Origin of the sequence: Pseudomonas entomophila (assembly GCF_023277925.1) — a bacterium.
In the GTDB taxonomy this organism is placed as follows: Bacteria; Pseudomonadota; Gammaproteobacteria; order Pseudomonadales; family Pseudomonadaceae; genus Aquipseudomonas; species Aquipseudomonas entomophila_D.
Genome location: NZ_CP063832.1, coordinates 5,426,943 through 5,441,735 on the forward strand (window position 1 = coordinate 5,426,943; position 14,793 = coordinate 5,441,735).

General features: G+C 63.7%; 16 protein-coding genes and 1 tRNA gene. 13 read left to right on the forward strand and 4 right to left on the reverse strand.

Features of this window, described 5'->3' with window-relative positions:
• Positions 1 to 60 precede the first annotated feature (60 nt).
• The 4 genes from IM733_RS24035 to phnE are packed head-to-tail and all read left to right on the forward strand — an operon-like array spanning position 61 to position 3,291.
• Positions 61 to 915 carry a putative selenate ABC transporter substrate-binding protein gene (locus tag IM733_RS24035; protein WP_248918772.1) on the forward strand — a complete coding sequence of 285 codons (855 nt, stop codon included), beginning with the start codon at positions 61 to 63 and terminating at the stop codon, positions 913 to 915.
• Positions 912 to 1,706: a phosphonate ABC transporter ATP-binding protein gene (locus tag IM733_RS24040; RefSeq protein ID WP_248918773.1), complete on the forward strand. Its 795-nt coding sequence runs from the start codon at positions 912 to 914 to the stop codon at positions 1,704 to 1,706. Before IM733_RS24035 ends, IM733_RS24040 begins: the two co-directional genes overlap by 4 nt.
• Entirely contained in the window at positions 1,700 to 2,527 is an 828-nt protein-coding gene (locus tag IM733_RS24045; RefSeq protein ID WP_248918774.1) for a PhnE/PtxC family ABC transporter permease, read from the forward strand. The genes IM733_RS24040 and IM733_RS24045 overlap by 7 nt, the downstream gene beginning before the upstream one ends.
• The gene (phnE, locus tag IM733_RS24050) at positions 2,524 to 3,291 is read left to right on the forward strand and encodes a phosphonate ABC transporter, permease protein PhnE (protein ID WP_248918775.1); all 768 of its coding nucleotides are present in this window, start codon (positions 2,524 to 2,526) and stop codon (positions 3,289 to 3,291) included. The genes IM733_RS24045 and phnE overlap by 4 nt, the downstream gene beginning before the upstream one ends.
• A 97-nt stretch (positions 3,292 to 3,388) precedes the next feature.
• On the opposite strand, the gene IM733_RS24055 is transcribed toward phnE, so the two are convergent.
• The 3 genes from IM733_RS24055 to IM733_RS24065 all read right to left on the reverse strand — a co-directional run bounded on the left by IM733_RS24055 (position 3,389) and on the right by IM733_RS24065 (position 5,328).
• Positions 3,389 to 4,297, reverse strand: coding sequence for a bestrophin family protein (locus IM733_RS24055; protein ID WP_248918776.1), 909 nt, complete (start codon positions 4,295 to 4,297; stop codon positions 3,389 to 3,391).
• A gap of 239 nt (positions 4,298 to 4,536) precedes the next feature.
• On the reverse strand, positions 4,537 to 5,016 hold the full coding sequence (locus tag IM733_RS24060; protein ID WP_248918777.1) for a GNAT family N-acetyltransferase: 480 nt from the start codon (positions 5,014 to 5,016) through the stop codon (positions 4,537 to 4,539).
• A gap of 227 nt (positions 5,017 to 5,243) precedes the next feature.
• Positions 5,244 to 5,328, reverse strand: a tRNA-Leu gene (locus tag IM733_RS24065).
• A gap of 108 nt (positions 5,329 to 5,436) precedes the next feature.
• Here IM733_RS24065 and queA point away from each other — a divergent pair.
• The 6 genes from queA to IM733_RS24095 all read left to right on the forward strand — a co-directional run bounded on the left by queA (position 5,437) and on the right by IM733_RS24095 (position 11,510).
• Complete coding sequence (queA, locus tag IM733_RS24070; RefSeq protein WP_011532328.1) at positions 5,437 to 6,486, forward strand: tRNA preQ1(34) S-adenosylmethionine ribosyltransferase-isomerase QueA; 1,050 nt, start codon at positions 5,437 to 5,439, stop codon at positions 6,484 to 6,486.
• A gap of 14 nt (positions 6,487 to 6,500) precedes the next feature.
• Complete coding sequence (gene tgt, locus IM733_RS24075) at positions 6,501 to 7,616, forward strand: tRNA guanosine(34) transglycosylase Tgt (RefSeq protein WP_248921229.1); 1,116 nt, start codon at positions 6,501 to 6,503, stop codon at positions 7,614 to 7,616.
• Between the two features lie 42 nt (positions 7,617 to 7,658).
• On the forward strand, positions 7,659 to 7,994 hold the full coding sequence (yajC, locus tag IM733_RS24080; protein WP_003259111.1) for a preprotein translocase subunit YajC: 336 nt from the start codon (positions 7,659 to 7,661) through the stop codon (positions 7,992 to 7,994).
• A 64-nt stretch (positions 7,995 to 8,058) separates the two neighbouring features.
• Complete coding sequence (secD, locus tag IM733_RS24085) at positions 8,059 to 9,921, forward strand: protein translocase subunit SecD (RefSeq protein ID WP_248918778.1); 1,863 nt, start codon at positions 8,059 to 8,061, stop codon at positions 9,919 to 9,921.
• A gap of 10 nt (positions 9,922 to 9,931) precedes the next feature.
• A complete protein-coding gene (gene secF / locus IM733_RS24090) occupies positions 9,932 to 10,840 on the forward strand; it encodes a protein translocase subunit SecF (protein ID WP_248918779.1) in 909 nt (302 codons plus the stop codon).
• Between the two features lie 121 nt (positions 10,841 to 10,961).
• Positions 10,962 to 11,510 carry a glycine zipper 2TM domain-containing protein gene (locus IM733_RS24095; protein ID WP_248918780.1) on the forward strand — a complete coding sequence of 183 codons (549 nt, stop codon included), beginning with the start codon at positions 10,962 to 10,964 and terminating at the stop codon, positions 11,508 to 11,510.
• A 95-nt stretch (positions 11,511 to 11,605) separates the two neighbouring features.
• Here the strand turns inward: IM733_RS24095 and suhB are convergent, their stop codons facing one another.
• Entirely contained in the window at positions 11,606 to 12,424 is an 819-nt protein-coding gene (suhB, locus tag IM733_RS24100) for a type III secretion system regulator SuhB (protein ID WP_248918781.1), read from the reverse strand.
• A gap of 152 nt (positions 12,425 to 12,576) precedes the next feature.
• Between suhB and trmJ the strand changes: the two genes are divergently transcribed.
• From trmJ to iscR, 3 genes are all read left to right on the forward strand, one after another.
• Entirely contained in the window at positions 12,577 to 13,332 is a 756-nt protein-coding gene (gene trmJ / locus IM733_RS24105; protein WP_248918782.1) for a tRNA (cytosine(32)/uridine(32)-2'-O)-methyltransferase TrmJ, read from the forward strand.
• Positions 13,333 to 13,336: 4 nt separating this feature from the next.
• Positions 13,337 to 14,113: a serine O-acetyltransferase gene (cysE, locus tag IM733_RS24110; RefSeq protein WP_248918783.1), complete on the forward strand. Its 777-nt coding sequence runs from the start codon at positions 13,337 to 13,339 to the stop codon at positions 14,111 to 14,113.
• Positions 14,114 to 14,281: 168 nt separating this feature from the next.
• Positions 14,282 to 14,773, forward strand: coding sequence for a Fe-S cluster assembly transcriptional regulator IscR (gene iscR, locus IM733_RS24115; RefSeq protein ID WP_240066656.1), 492 nt, complete (start codon positions 14,282 to 14,284; stop codon positions 14,771 to 14,773).
• Positions 14,774 to 14,793 lie beyond the last annotated feature (20 nt).

Sequence of the window (14,793 nt, forward strand, 5' to 3'; positions counted from 1 at the left end):
CGGGCTTGCCCCGTAATGCGCGTTCGACCTCTTCCTTGCTATTGAATCGGAGAACTTCCCATGTTCAAACGCCCACTGGCACTGGCTGCCGGCCTCGTGCTGTCTTGCTGCGCGGTTGTCGCCCAGGCCGCCGACGTACTGCGTGTCAGCGCTATCCCCGACGAAGCGCCGACCGAGCTGCTGCGCAAGTTCAAGCCGTTGGGCGAGTACCTCTCCAAGCAGTTGGGCATGGAGGTGAAGTTCGTGCCGGTGGCGGACTACCCGGCCGTGGTCGAAGCACTGGCCACCGATCGCCTCGACCTGGCGTGGCTGGGGGGCTTCACCTTCGTCCAGGTACACCTGAAGGACCCCAAGGCCACGCCACTGGTGCAGCGTGAGCAGGACGCCAAGTTCACCTCCAAGTTCATCACTGCCAACCCGGACGTGAAGAGCCTGGCCGACCTCAAGGGCAAGACCTTCGCCTTCGGCTCGATCTCCTCCACCTCGGGCAGCCTGATGCCGCGCTACTTCATGCTCAAGAACGACAACATCAAGCCCGAGGCGTACTTCAGCCGCGTCGCCTATTCCGGTGCCCACGACGCCACCGCCGCCTGGGTCCAGGCCGGCAAGGCCGATGCCGGTGTGCTCAACGCCAGCGTCTGGGACAAGCTGGTCGCCGCCGGCAAGGTCGACACCAGCAAGGTGAAAGTCTTCGCCACCACACCGGAGTACTTCGACTACAACTGGACCGTGCGCGGCAACATGGACCCGGCGCTCAAGGAGAAAATCAAGCAGGCGTTCCTGCAGCTTGACCCGGCCAACCCCGAGCACAAGGCGATCCTCGACCTGCAGGCCGCCAGCCGGTTCATCGAAACCAAACCGGAAAACTACGCAGGCACCGAACAAGCTGCGCGCGAGGCCGGCCTGCTCAAGTGAGTATTCGTCTCCAGGGGGCCGGCCTGCGCCATGGCCAGGTTCAGGCCCTGACCCATGTGGATCTGCACATCGAGCGAGGTGAGCGGGTCGCGATTATCGGCCCGTCGGGGGCCGGCAAGTCGAGCCTGCTGCACTTGATGGCGACTGCAGTGCGGCCCAGCGCCGGGCAACTGGACCTGCTGGGCGAACAGCCCTGGTTGCTGACGTCCGGCGCTCGCCAGCGCCTGCGGGCGCGGGTTGGTCTGGTGCACCAGGCGCCGCCCTTGCCGCCCCGCCAGCGAGTGGTCACCGCCGTGCTGGCCGGGCGCCTGGGGCAGTGGGGCACGTTGCGCGGCTTGCTCAACCTGATCCACCCCAGCGATGTGCCAGGTGCCCGCGAAGTGCTGGCCGAGCTGGGCATGCTCGACAAGTTGTTCGTGCAGTGCGGGCAATTGTCCGGTGGCCAGTTGCAGCGGGTCGGTATCGCCCGCGCGTTGTACCAGCGGCCGGACGTGCTGCTGACTGACGAGCCGGTCTCGGCCATGGACCCGGTGCTTGCCGACCACAGCCTGGCCTTGCTCAACCGTCATGCCCAGGCCCATGGGGTGACGTTGGTGGCCAGCCTGCATGCGGTGGAGCTGGCCCTGGCGCACTTCCCCAGAATCATTGGTATTCGCGCGGGGCAGGTCGCCTTCGATTGTCCCGCCGAGGCTGTCACCCCAAACATGCTCGATGCGCTCTACGCTAATGAGCAACTGGGCTCTCCGGTAACGCCGACAGCGACTGTGCTGGTGCAGATCCCAAGATGCTGAGTGCCGACCGCCGCGACCCTGCCGCACTCCCAAGATTGTTGTTGACGCTGGCTTGCCTGGCGCTGCTGTGGCCGGGGCTGCACCTGAGCGAGCTCGACCCCGGCGTGCTGTTCCATGCCGAGAATCGCAAGCAGATGGCCAGTTTCGTCGGTGCGTTCTGGCCGCCGGCCCATGACGCCGGTTTTCTCGAGCTGCTGTTCGAAGCCACGCTACAGACCTTGGCGGTGGCCACGGCGGGCATGACCCTGGCGCTGTTGCTGGCAGTCCCGGCGAGCTTGCTGGCCAGCCGCGCGTTGTCGCTGCGGGCGGCTTCGACCGCCGGTCGGTTGGGCCTGTGGTCGCGCACCGTGCGCCTGCCCGTGCGCGGCCTGCTGATTTTCCTGCGCAGCGTGCCCGAGATCGTCTGGGCGCTGCTGTTCGTCCGCGCCGTGGGCCTGGGGCCGACCGCCGGGGTGCTGGCCATCGCCATCACCTACAGCGGCATGCTCGGCAAGGTGTACGCGGAAATCTTCGAATCGGTGGACCAGCGCCCGGCCCATGCCTTGTTGCAGGCGGGCAGTGGCCGGTTGGCGGCGTTCTTCTATGGGACCCTGCCCCAGGCTTCGACCGAGGTGGTGTCCTACACCGTGTACCGCTGGGAATGCGCCGTGCGCGCCTCGGTGGTGATGGGCTTCGTCGGTGCTGGTGGCCTGGGCCAGCAGATCGACCTGTCGATGCGCATGTTCGCCGGTGCCGAGGTGGCGAGCATGTTGCTGACGTTCCTGCTGCTGGTGATGCTGGCCGATCTGCTCAGCCGTTTCTTGCGCGGGAGGTTGGCATGAACCGGGTGATCAATGGGGTGGTGATCGTTGCGATCCTGGCGGCGGTGGTGGCGTCGTTCGCCTACCTGGAGCTCGACCTGGCCTCGGTGGTCGGCAATGGCGGGTTGGCGCAGATGGGCGAATATGCCGCGCGCTTCCTGCAGCCGGACCTGTCGGGGGAGCACTTGCGCGCGGTCGGTCGCGGGGCGTTGGAGACGCTGGCCATGTCTGGCCTGGGCACGTTGCTGGCGATGGTGCTGGGGATGCTGTTGGCGCTGCCCGCCGCAGGCCGCTTCGGCTGGCCGCTGCAAGGGGCTGCGCGGTTGCTGCTCAATGGGCTGCGGGCGATTCCCGAGCTGGTCTGGGCGGCGCTGACCGTGCTCGCGGCTGGCCTTGGGCCCAATGCCGGCACCCTGGCGCTGGCGCTGCACACGGCTGGCGTGCTGGGGCGGTTGTTCGCCGAAGCGCTGGAGAACGCACCACCGGAGCCGGCCGCGGCGATTCGCTTGCAGGGTGGCAGCCAGGTCGCGGCGTTCTGTTTTGGTACCTTGCCCAACCTCTGGCCGCAGTTGCTGGCGTACAGCTTGTATCGGTGGGAGAACAACATCCGCATGGCCAGCGTACTGGGTTTCGTTGGTGCGGGTGGATTGGGGCAGATGCTGTACGCGACCCTGAGCCTGTTTCAGGAAGCCCAGGCCAGCACGGTGATCATCGCCATGCTGGTGTTGGTGCTGTTGGTGGATGCGCTGAGCGATGTGTTGCGCCAGCGCTTTGTCAGGGCTTGAGCAGGTGTTGTTTTTGTAGGAGCCGGCTTTGCCGGCGAACACTGGCGTCAGCCAGTGCCATGCGCCGCGCTGCCGGGTTCGCCAGCAAGGCTGGCTCCTACGGTATGTGGTTTGCCGCAGGCACCGGTTCGCCACACTGCGCCTCCCGCTGCATCGAATCCAGGTTGCGCTCGATGGTCTCGCAGATGCTGTCCATCGGGATCTGGTGCTCACTGACGCGAAACGGGCTCTGCAGGTCGGTGCCGATGCGCTCGATCGCCAGCAGCATGAACCCCACCACCGTCGACGCCAGCGGCGTGAACCAGCCCAGCGACTCCACCAGCCCCACCGGCACGATCAGGCAGAACAGCGTGATGAACAGCCGCGGAAAGTACACGTAAGGGTAGGGCAGTGGCGTGTTGGCAATCCGCTCCATGCCGCCCTGGGCATTGGACAGGTCCACCAACGTCGACTCCAACCGCGCCAGGCGAATGCTGTCCAGCCGTCCGGCCTGGTATTCCCTGGCCAGCAACGCCGCCGATCCCCCGAGGATGTCGTTGGCGAAGTTGTTGGAGCGATTGCGCCGCTCGAACTCCCCGGGCGGGATGAAGGCCATCAGTTCGTCCGGGCATTGCTCCCCCTTCAAGTGAGCTGCCAGGCAGTTCACATAGGCAATATGGCGGCGCAACAACGTCGCCTTCACCGGGTTTGGCCCGTCAGCCGGATCATCGACCAGCGTCAGCACCTGGCGGGCGAAGCTGCGTGAACTGTTCACCAGCGCCCCCCACAACGTGCGCGCCTCCCACCAGCGGTTGTAGGCGCTGCTGTTGCGAAAACTCACCAGCACCACGAGCGCCGAACCCAGCAGGGTGAGTGGGATCAGCGGCAGGGTGAACTTGCTGTTGAAGAACAGCATGAAGTCGATGGTGACCAGCACGTCCCAGATGAGTAGCCAGAACAGCGACCAGCCGATGTAGCCGATGGTCTTGACCACCAAACGGTATTTGCGGGCGAGGAGGGCTTTCACGTGAGGGGAACCTCGAAGGGGAGATGTAGGTTCCGACGCTGGAGGAGGGGCAAGGTTCGGTGGGTGTCGCAGCAGGGTGTAACGTAAGTTTTCTGATCGGAAGACGAGAAAAACGTGCGGCAAGCGGTACAGAGTCCCAGCCTGTGATGCCTGTCACAGGTTCTGGCTGAAGATGACGTTGAGGAAATGATCCAGGCCCCGGCTCAAGCACTACCGGACAGCGGAGAGCGACACCAATATCAGCCCAGCATCTGCCTCATCTGCACCAGCGCCACTCTGGCCCCATCCGGTGCCCGCCGCTCCTCAATCCCGAATGGCACGAAGCCCAACCGTGGATAAAGCAGCAACCCCGCAGTGTTGTGGTTGAAGCACGAGACCCAAACCTCTCGCGCCGCGAACTGTTCACGCGCCAGCCCGATCATGCACTGCACCAAGTATCGAGCCACGCCCCGGCCCCGGGCTGTCGGTGCCACCACGACATTGCCCAAGGCACAGATGCCGCCATGTTCAGCCCTGTAGAAATTGGCGAAGCCAACGACCACGCCGTTGGCCTCGACCACCGTGGAGCCGCTGCGCTGAGCGATGGCTTCGCCCAATTGCTCGGGTGTCAGTGGGTAGGTGGCTTTGGGGAACATGTAGAACAGCTCGTCTGAGCCTTGGGGAAAGCTGCAGATGGCGGGGATATCAGTGGCTTGTACTGAGCGATGGGTCAGAGACATGGCGGGCTGCATTTTTGAGGTTTTGCGCCAGCTTAGTCTTTGTGCTTGGCTTCTGGCACCTGCCAAGTTTCGCGCTGGACGCAGATCAGCTATCTCCCTCAACCTCATTTGAGCTGCATGGGGGGGCTGACCCTCCATTCGCCAGCAAGGCTGGCTCCTACGGGGGAGGGTGAGGCTGAAAGCCGGGCACAAAAAAACCGACCATAAGGTCGGTTTTTTCTGGATCTTGGTGCCCCGAGGGAGACTCGAACTCCCACTCCTTTCGAAAACGGATTTTGAATCCGCCGCGTCTACCAATTCCGCCATCAGGGCTTGTGGCGCCGCAGTATAGAGAGGTCGCACAAGCCGGTCAATCGGCTTTCATGGTCAATTTTCACGCATTGGGCTAAACTTCCCGGCCCTGCCGAACCGAACATCATCATGCGCGTCGCCGATTTCTCTTTCGAACTCCCTGACTCACTCATCGCCCGCCACCCATTGGCCGAGCGCCACGGCAGCCGCCTGCTGGTGCTCGACGGCCCCAGCGGCGAGCTGGCCCACAAGCAGTTCACCGACCTGCTCGAGTACCTGCGCCCGGGCGACCTGATGGTGTTCAACAACACCCGGGTGATCCCGGCGCGGCTGTTCGGCCAGAAAGCCTCCGGCGGTAAGCTGGAAGTGCTGGTCGAGCGCGTGCTCGACAGCCACCGCGTGCTGGCCCACGTGCGCGCCAGCAAGGCGCCGAAAGAGGGCGCGCAGATTCTCATCGACGGCGGTGGCGAGGCTGAGATGGTCGCCCGCCACGACACGCTGTTCGAGCTGCGCTTCAGCGAAGAGGTGCTGCCGCTGCTCGAGCGCGTCGGCCACATGCCGCTGCCGCCGTACATCGACCGCCCGGACGAAGGCGCCGACCGCGAGCGCTACCAGACCGTCTACGCCGAGCGCGCCGGCGCCGTGGCCGCGCCCACCGCTGGCCTGCACTTCGACGAGGCGCTGCTGGAAAAGATCGCCGCCAAGGGCGTCGAGCGCGCCTTCGTCACCCTGCACGTCGGTGCGGGCACCTTCCAGCCGGTGCGGGTCGACAAGATCGAAGACCACACCATGCATAAAGAGTGGCTCGAAGTGAGCCAGGACGTGGTCGACGCGGTAGCAGCCTGCCGCGCCCGCGGTGGCCGGGTGATCGCGGTGGGCACCACCAGCGTGCGCTCGCTGGAAAGCGCGGCCCGCGATGGCGTGCTCAAGGCGTTCAGCGGCGACACTGACATCTTCATCTTCCCAGGCCGCCCGTTCCACGTGGTCGACTGCCTGGTCACCAACTTCCACCTGCCGGAGTCCACGCTGCTGATGCTGGTCTCGGCCTTCGCCGGTTACCCCGAGACCATGGCCGCCTACGCGGCGGCGGTCGAGCAGGGCTACCGCTTCTTCAGTTACGGTGATGCCATGTTCATCACCCGCAATCCGGCGCCACGCGGCCCAGAGGATCAAGCATGAGTCGCACCTGTCGAATGTCGTTCGAACTGCTGGCCACCGACGGCAAGGCCCGTCGCGGCCGGCTTACCTTCCCACGCGGTACCGTCGAGACCCCGGCCTTCATGCCGGTGGGCACCTACGGCACGGTCAAGGGCATGCTGCCGCGCGACATCGAGGCCATCGGCGCCGAGATCATCCTCGGCAACACCTTCCACCTGTGGCTGCGCCCGGGCACCGAGGTCATCAAGAAGCACAACGGCCTGCACGATTTCATGCAATGGAAAGGCCCTATCCTCACCGATTCCGGTGGTTTCCAGGTGTTCAGCCTGGGCGCCATGCGCAAGATCAAGGAGGAAGGCGTGACGTTCGCATCGCCCGTGGATGGTTCGAAAGTGTTCATGGGCCCGGAAGAGTCCATGCAGGTGCAGCGCGACCTGGGCTCGGACATCGTGATGATCTTCGACGAGTGCACGCCGTACCCGGCCGAGCACGACGTGGCGCGCACCTCCATGGAGCTGTCGCTGCGCTGGGCCCAGCGTTCGAAGAACGCCCACGGCGACAACACCGCGGCGCTGTTCGGCATCGTCCAGGGCGGCATGTATGAAGACCTGCGCATGCGTTCGCTGGAAGCGCTGGTCAACATCGACTTCGATGGCCTGGCCATCGGCGGCCTGTCGGTGGGCGAGCCCAAGCACGAGATGATCAAGGTGCTGGACTACCTGCCCGCGCAGATGCCGGCTGACAAACCTCGTTACCTTATGGGGGTAGGCAAGCCGGAGGATCTTGTAGAGGGTGTGCGCCGCGGCGTCGACATGTTCGACTGCGTGATGCCCACGCGCAATGCGCGCAACGGCCATCTGTTCGTCGACACCGGGGTGATCAAGATCCGCAACGCGTTCCATCGCCACGATGATTCGCCGCTGGATCCGACCTGCGATTGCTACACCTGCACCCACTTCTCCCGCGCTTACCTGCACCACCTGGACAAGTGCGGCGAAATGTTGAGCAGCATGCTGAATACCATCCATAACTTGCGCCATTACCAGCGCCTGATGGCCGGTTTACGCGAGGCTATTCAACAGGGTAAATTGGCCGCCTTTGTCGACGCCTTCTACGCCAAGCGCGGGCTGCCTGTGCCGCCCTTGGACTGATTTGTTCGCACCCATTATTAGAAATTCCATTAGGAGAGCCCAATGAGCTTCTTGATTCCCGCCGCCTACGCGGACGCTGCAGCCCCTGCCGCCGGCCCTGCCGGTACCGGCTTCGAATGGATCTTCCTGGTCGGTTTCCTGGTCATCTTCTACCTGATGATCTGGCGCCCGCAGGCCAAGCGCGCGAAAGAGCAGAAGAACCTGCTGAGCAACTTGCAAAAAGGTGACGAAGTTGTCACCAACGGCGGCATCGCCGGCAAGATCGTCAAGGTTTCCGATGACTTCGTGGTCCTGGAAGTATCGGACAACGTCGAGCTTAAGTTCCAGAAGGGCGCCATTGCCGCGACCCTGCCAAAAGGTACGCTCAAGGCTATCTGAGTTACCGGTTTCATTTTTCCAGTCGGGGCGCGCAAAGCGCCCCGCGTCTTGAACGGGCGGCGTGATGCTGAACAAATACCCTCTGTGGAAATACCTGCTGATCGTGGTGGTACTGGCGGTCGGCTTCATTTATTCCGCACCCAACCTCTACCCGGATGATCCGGCGGTGCAGATCAGCGGCGCCAGTTCCGCCCTGCATGTCAGCCAGGCCGACCTCGACCGCGTCACCAAGGCGCTGACCGATGCCGGCATCGCCGTCAAAGGCGGCAGCCTGGGCGTGAAGGGCAGTGCGCTGGTGCGCCTGACCAACCAGGAAGACCAACTGCCGGCCAAGGATGTGGCGCGCAAGGCCCTGGGGGACGACTATGTCGTGGCCCTGAACCTGGCCCAGACCACCCCGCAGTGGCTGCGCAGCCTGGGTGCCAGCCCGATGAAGCTGGGCCTGGACCTGTCCGGTGGTGTGCACTTCCTGCTGGAAGTGGACATGGACAAGGCCATGACCGCCCGCATGAAAGTCTACGAAGGCGAGGTCAAGACCTTGCTGCGCAAAGAGCGCGTCCGCTACCGCAGCCTGCCCCAGCAGGACGGCGGCATCATGCTGGGCTTCGCCGACGACGCTACCCGCGAGCAGGCACGTGCCCTGATCCGCAAGAATTTCAATGATTTCGACCTGACCACCACCGAGCGCAACGAGCTCGCCGTGCTGCGTCTGGCGCTGACTCAGGCGAAAGTCGCCGAGATCCGCGAATACTCGATCAAGCAGAACCTGACCACCGTTCGCAACCGTGTCAACGAGCTGGGCGTGGCCGAGCCGCTGGTTCAGCGCCAGGGCGCCAACCGCATCGTGGTCGAGCTGCCGGGCGTGCAGGACACCGCCGAAGCCAAGCGTATCCTCGGCAAGACCGCCAACCTGGAGTTCCGCTTCGGTGCCGAGCCCGGCGCTTCGAAAGCCACCACCGAGGTGTTCGAGTTCCGCGAAGGCGGCCGCTCCGCCGCGGTCGAGCGTGGCCTGATCATCACCGGTGACCAGGTTACCGACGCCCAGGCCAGCTTCGACGAGCACGGTCGCCCGCAGGTGAACATCCGCTTGGACGGCCACGGCGGTGAGCTGATGAGCCGCGCCACCCGTACCAACGTCGGGCGCAGCATGGCGGTGATCTTCATCGAGCAGAAGCCGGTCACCCGCTACGTCAAGCAGACCGTCGACGGCGTCGAGAAAGAAGTCGCGGTGCAAACCTTCCAGGAAGAGAAGAAGATCATCAGCCTGGCGACCATCCAGTCGCCGCTGGGCAGCCAGTTCCGCATCACCGGCCTGAACGGCCAGGGTGAATCGTCCGAACTGGCCCTGCTGCTGCGTGCCGGTGGCCTGGCCGCGCCGATGTACTTCGCCGAAGAGCGCACCATCGGCCCAAGCCTGGGTGCCGACAACATCACCAAGGGTATCGATGCGTCCCTGTGGGGCATGCTGTTTGTTTCGCTGTTCATCATCGCCATCTACCGTGGCTTCGGTGTGCTGGCCACCATCGCCCTGGCGGGCAACATGGTCCTGCTGCTGGCGCTGATGTCGCTGCTGGGCGCCACGCTGACGCTGCCGGGTATCGCCGGTATCGTGTTGACCATGGGTATGGCGGTGGACGCCAACGTGCTGATCTTCTCGCGTATCCGCGAAGAGATCGCCGCCGGCATGTCGGTGCAGCGCGCCATCCACGAAGGTTTCAACCGCGCCTACTCGGCGATCGTCGATGCCAACCTGACCACCTTGCTGGTCGGCGGTATCCTGTTCGCCATGGGTACCGGCCCGGTCAAGGGCTTCGCGGTCACCATGTCCCTCGGGATTTTCACCTCGATGTTCACCGCCGTCATGGTGACCCGTGCACTGGTCAACCTGACCTGTGGCGGGCGTGACATCAAGAAGCTGTGGGTTTGAGGGAGCTGCGATGAAAACCATCAACTTCATGGGCGTGCGCAATGTCGCGTTCGCCATCACCTTGCTGCTCACCGTGCTGGCGCTGTTCAGCTGGTGGCACAAGGGCCTGAACTTCGGCCTGGACTTCACCGGCGGCACGCTGATCGAGCTCACCTACGAGCGCCCGGCGGACCTGGAGAAAGTGCGTACCGAGTTGGTCAGCTCCGGCTTCCACGATGCCGTGGTGCAAAGCTTTGGTGCCACCACCGACCTGCTGGTGCGCATGCCGGGCGACGACCCGCTGCTGGGCAACAAGGTGGCCGAGGCCCTGCAGAAGGTGGGTGGCGACAACCCGGCCACCATCAAGCGGGTCGAGTTTGTCGGCCCGCAGGTGGGTGAGGAACTGCGCGACCAGGGTGGCCTGGGCATGCTGTTGGCGCTGGGTGGCATCCTGATCTACCTGGCCTTCCGCTTCCAGTGGAAGTTCGCCGTGGGCGCGATCGTCTCGCTGATCCACGATGTGGTGGTCACCCTCGGTATCCTGTCGTTCTTCCAGATCACCTTCGACCTGACGGTGCTGGCGGCGGTGCTGGCGATCATTGGTTACTCGCTCAATGACACCATCGTCGTGTTCGACCGGGTGCGCGAGAACTTCCGGGTAATGCGCAAGGCTTCGTTGATCGAGAACATCAACATCTCGACCACCCAGACCCTGTTGCGTACCGTCGCCACCTCGGTGTCGACCTTGCTGGCCATCGCTGCGCTGCTGTTCTTCGGTGGCGACAACCTGTTCGGCTTCTCCCTGGCGCTGTTCATCGGTGTCATGGCGGGTACCTACTCGTCGATCTACATCGCCAACGTGGTGCTGATCTGGCTGAACCTGAACAGCGAAGACCTGATTCCTCCGGTCAAGAACGAGGGTGTGGACGACCGTCCGTAAGGCTTCGTCCTACGCCATTTGGCGTAAAGAGAGGCGCGAGTGTTGAACTCGCGCCTTTTTTTTTGCTCCAAGGCTGGGAAGAAGGCGGGCCGGAGCCCGCAGGTACGATCAGGAGGTTCACGTGAATAAATCAATGCTGGTGGGTGCGGTTCTGGGTGCTGTCGGTGTCACCGCCGGAGGTGCTGTGGCGACCTACAGCTTGGTGAACAAGGGGCCTGAGTACGCCCAGGTCACCGACGTGCAGCCGATCAAGCAGCAGGTGAAGACGCCGCGTGAGGTCTGTAAGGATGTCACCGTGACGCGCCAGGCGCCGGTCAAGGATCAGCACCAGATTGCCGGTACGGTGGTTGGTGCCATCGCCGGTGGCCTGCTGGGCAACCAGATTGGCGGCGGTACCGGCAAGAAGATCGCCACCGTGGCCGGTGCGGTCGGTGGTGGCTATGCCGGCAACAAGGTGCAGGAAGGCATGCAGGAGCGTGACACCTACACCACCACGCAGACGCGCTGCAACACGGTCAATGACATCAGTGACAAGGTCGTTGGCTACAACGTGACCTATACCATCGGTGACCAGGTGGGCAAGGTGAAGATGGATCATGAGCCGGGCTCGACCATCCCGCTGGACAAGAATGGCAAGCTGGTCCTGAGCCAGAACCCGCCTGGGCAGTAAGCCGTTTGCGGGCCGCTCCCGCAGAGAATGGCTGTGCGGGACACAGGCACAAAAAAAGCACCCCGAGGGTGCTTTTTTTGTGATCGCGTCGGCGCTTAGCGCTTCATGTGCTCGGGCAAGTGCGGCTGGATGGCGGTCAGCACAGCCTTGAAGCACTTGATGTTGCCCGCGACGATGTGGCCCTTCTCGAGGAAGTCGTGGCCACCGTTGAAGTCGCTCACCAAGCCACCGGCTTCCTGGATCAGCAGCACGCCCGCGGCCATGTCCCAATCGGACAGGCCCGACTCCCAGAAGGCGTCGAAGCGGCCGGCTGCTACATAAGCGAGGTCCAGGCTGGCGGAGCCGGCGCGGCGGATGCCGGCGGTCTGGCCGGTCAGGGCGCGGAACATGCCCAGGTAGTTGTCCAGGTCGGCCATCTGGTTGTCACGGAACGGGAAGCCGGTGCCCAGCAGCGCGCCTTCCAGGCTGGTGCGCGAGCTGACGCGGATGCGGCGGCCATTCAGCTGGGCGCCGCGGCCGCGGCTGGCGGTGAATTCTTCCTGGCGAACCGGGTCGAGGATCACGGCGTGCTCAAGGCGACCGCGGTATTTGCAGGCGATGCTGACGGCGAAGTGCGGCACGCCACGCAGGAAGTTGGTGGTGCCGTCCAGCGGATCGATGATCCACAGGTAATCCTTGCCTTCTTCACCGGTGCCGGCGTGCAGGCCGGTTTCTTCACCCTGGATCGAGTGGTTCGGGTAGGCTTTGCGCAGGGCGTCGACGATGACCTTCTCGGCGGCGCGGTCAACCTCGGACACGTAGTCCTTGGCCTGCTTTTCGTCGACTTTGATGCTGTCCAGGCGTTCGATGGAGCGGAAAATCAGTTCACTGGCGCTGCGAGCCGCGCGCAGGGCGATATTCAGCATAGGCTGCATGGGAAGGTCACCTGGAGATGTTAAAGAAGAAAGCCGACCATTCTAGCAGAAAACTTTAACGACTGAAGTGTCACATTTGCTTTCATGGCGTTACGCTGGTCGGTTCTGTAAGATCGAAACCCCATATTATCTGCATCCGAGAGCACAACACCTTGCTGCAAAATATTCGTGTTGTCCTGGTCAATACCAGCCATCCCGGCAACATCGGTGGCGCTGCGCGTGCCATGAAGAACATGGGCCTGTCGCGCCTGGTACTGGTGCAGCCAAAGGCGTTTCCCTCTGCCGAGGCCTCGGCGCGAGCCTCCGGCGCCGACGATGTGCTCGACAATGTCCAGGTGGTCGACACACTCGAACAGGCGCTGGTCGGTTGCAGCCTGGTCATGGGCACCAGTGCCCGCGAGCGCAGCATCCCCTGGCCGCTGATCGACCCTCGTGAGTGTGGGGCCAAGGCCGTGGCGCATGCCGTCGGTGGTGAAGAGATCGCCCTGGTGTTCGGGCGCGAGCACGCCGGCCTGACCAACGAAGAACTACAGCGATGTCACTTCCACGTGCACATTCCCTCGAACCCCGACTTCAGCTCGCTGAATCTGGCCGCCGCCGTCCAGGTGCTCTCCTATGAGGTGCGCATGGCCTGGCTGGCAGGGCAGGGCGCGGCGACCAAGGTCGAGAAGGTCGATGCCAGCGAGCTGGCGACCATGGACGAAATGGAGCTGTTCTATGACCACCTGGAGAAAACCCTGGTGGACATCGGCTTCCTTGACCCCGAGAAACCCAAGCACCTGATGGCGCGCTTGCGCCGGTTGTATGGGCGAAGCTCGGTCGAGCGTCCGGAAATGAGCATATTGCGCGGCATTCTCACCGAGACCCAGAAAGTCGCACGGGGCGAGCCGCATAAACGGAAGGACTGAACAGATGTTCGAGCGTCTGCGTGAAGATATCCAGAGCGTTTTCCATCGTGACCCGGCGGCGCGCAACGCCTTTGAAGTGCTGACCTGCTACCCCGGCATGCATGCGATCTGGCTGCACCGGCTGGGCCATGCCCTGTGGGTGCGCGACTTCAAGTGGCTGGCGCGCCTGGTGTCGAACTTCGGTCGCTGGATGACCGGTATCGAGATTCATCCCGGTGCCACCATCGGCCGGCGCTTCTTTATTGATCACGGCATGGGCATCGTCATTGGCGAGACCGCCGAGATCGGTGACGACGTCACGCTCTACCAGGGCGTGACCCTGGGTGGCACCAGCTGGAACAAAGGCAAGCGTCACCCCACGCTGGAAAACGGTGTGGTAGTGGGCGCGGGTGCCAAGGTGCTGGGGCCGTTCACGGTCGGTGCCGGCGCCAAGATCGGTTCCAATGCCGTGGTCACCAAGGCGGTGCCGGCCGGCGCTACTGCGGTTGGTATCCCCGGGCGGATCATCGTCAAGAGCGAAGGCGACGCGGTCGAGGCCAAGCGCAAGGCGATGGCCGAGAAGATCGGCTTCGACGCGTATGGCGTCAGCGGTGACATGCCCGACCCGGTAGCGCGCGCCATCGGCCAGATGCTCGATCACCTGCAGGCCGTTGACGAGCGGTTGGAGGGGATGTGTGGCGCGCTGACCAGGATGGGCAGTGATTACTGTGCCAAGGAACTGCCAGCGTTGCCCGCCGAAGACTTTACCGAAATGAAGCAGGGCGACACTCAGTCGCATTGATTCCGCCCGCCCGACACAAGGGGCGTGTGCTCGCGCCCCTTGTCTGCTACACTCGCGCCCGCCTCCCGCATGCATACCCGACTAAAGCACTAGGTCTAATAGTTGACTTAAATGCTCGGGAATCGCATACTCGCACACATCTTGTAACTCCCGTGGTAACCACACGCCATGCGACTGACTACCAAAGGCCGATACGCCGTGACTGCCATGCTCGACCTGGCGTTGCACGCGCAGCATGGGCCGGTGTCTTTGGCCGATATTTCCGAGCGCCAGGGCATTTCCCTCTCTTATCTGGAACAGCTGTTCGCCAAGCTGCGCCGCAGTAGCCTGGTTTCCAGCGTTCGCGGCCCGGGCGGCGGCTACCAGCTGTCGCGCGGCATGGAAACCATCCAGGTGGCCCAGGTCATCGACGCGGTCAACGAATCGGTTGATGCCACCCGTTGCCAGGGGCTGGGGGATTGCCATGCCGGTGATACCTGCCTGACCCACCACCTGTGGTGCGACCTGAGCCAGCAGATTCATGAATTCCTCAGCGGCATCAGCCTGGCCGACCTCGTCATGCGCCGCGAGGTGCAGGAAGTCGCCCAGCGCCAGGACCTGCGCCGTGTTGCCGGCCGGATTGCCCAGCTGGACAAGATTGAGACGTCCGCCGTCGACTGAGATTACAGCGACGAGCGACG

Excerpts from the sequence above, each read along its gene's own strand:
- IM733_RS24035 (WP_248918772.1), top strand. The coding sequence starts at position 61 with ATGTTCAAACGCCCACTGGCACTGGCTGCCGGCCTCGTGCTGTCTTGC.
- IM733_RS24045 (WP_248918774.1), top strand. The coding sequence starts at position 1,700 with ATGCTGAGTGCCGACCGCCGCGACCCTGCCGCACTCCCAAGATTGTTG.
- phnE (WP_248918775.1), top strand. The coding sequence starts at position 2,524 with ATGAACCGGGTGATCAATGGGGTGGTGATCGTTGCGATCCTGGCGGCG.
- IM733_RS24060 (WP_248918777.1), bottom strand. The coding sequence starts at position 5,016 with ATGTCTCTGACCCATCGCTCAGTACAAGCCACTGATATCCCCGCCATC.
- queA (WP_011532328.1), top strand. The coding sequence starts at position 5,437 with ATGCGCGTCGCCGATTTCTCTTTCGAACTCCCTGACTCACTCATCGCC.
- tgt (WP_248921229.1), top strand. The coding sequence starts at position 6,501 with ATGTCGTTCGAACTGCTGGCCACCGACGGCAAGGCCCGTCGCGGCCGG.
- yajC (WP_003259111.1), top strand. The coding sequence starts at position 7,659 with ATGAGCTTCTTGATTCCCGCCGCCTACGCGGACGCTGCAGCCCCTGCC.
- secD (WP_248918778.1), top strand. The coding sequence starts at position 8,059 with ATGCTGAACAAATACCCTCTGTGGAAATACCTGCTGATCGTGGTGGTA.
- secF (WP_248918779.1), top strand. The coding sequence starts at position 9,932 with ATGAAAACCATCAACTTCATGGGCGTGCGCAATGTCGCGTTCGCCATC.
- suhB (WP_248918781.1), bottom strand. The coding sequence starts at position 12,424 with ATGCAGCCTATGCTGAATATCGCCCTGCGCGCGGCTCGCAGCGCCAGT.
- cysE (WP_248918783.1), top strand. The coding sequence starts at position 13,337 with ATGTTCGAGCGTCTGCGTGAAGATATCCAGAGCGTTTTCCATCGTGAC.
- iscR (WP_240066656.1), top strand. The coding sequence starts at position 14,282 with ATGCGACTGACTACCAAAGGCCGATACGCCGTGACTGCCATGCTCGAC.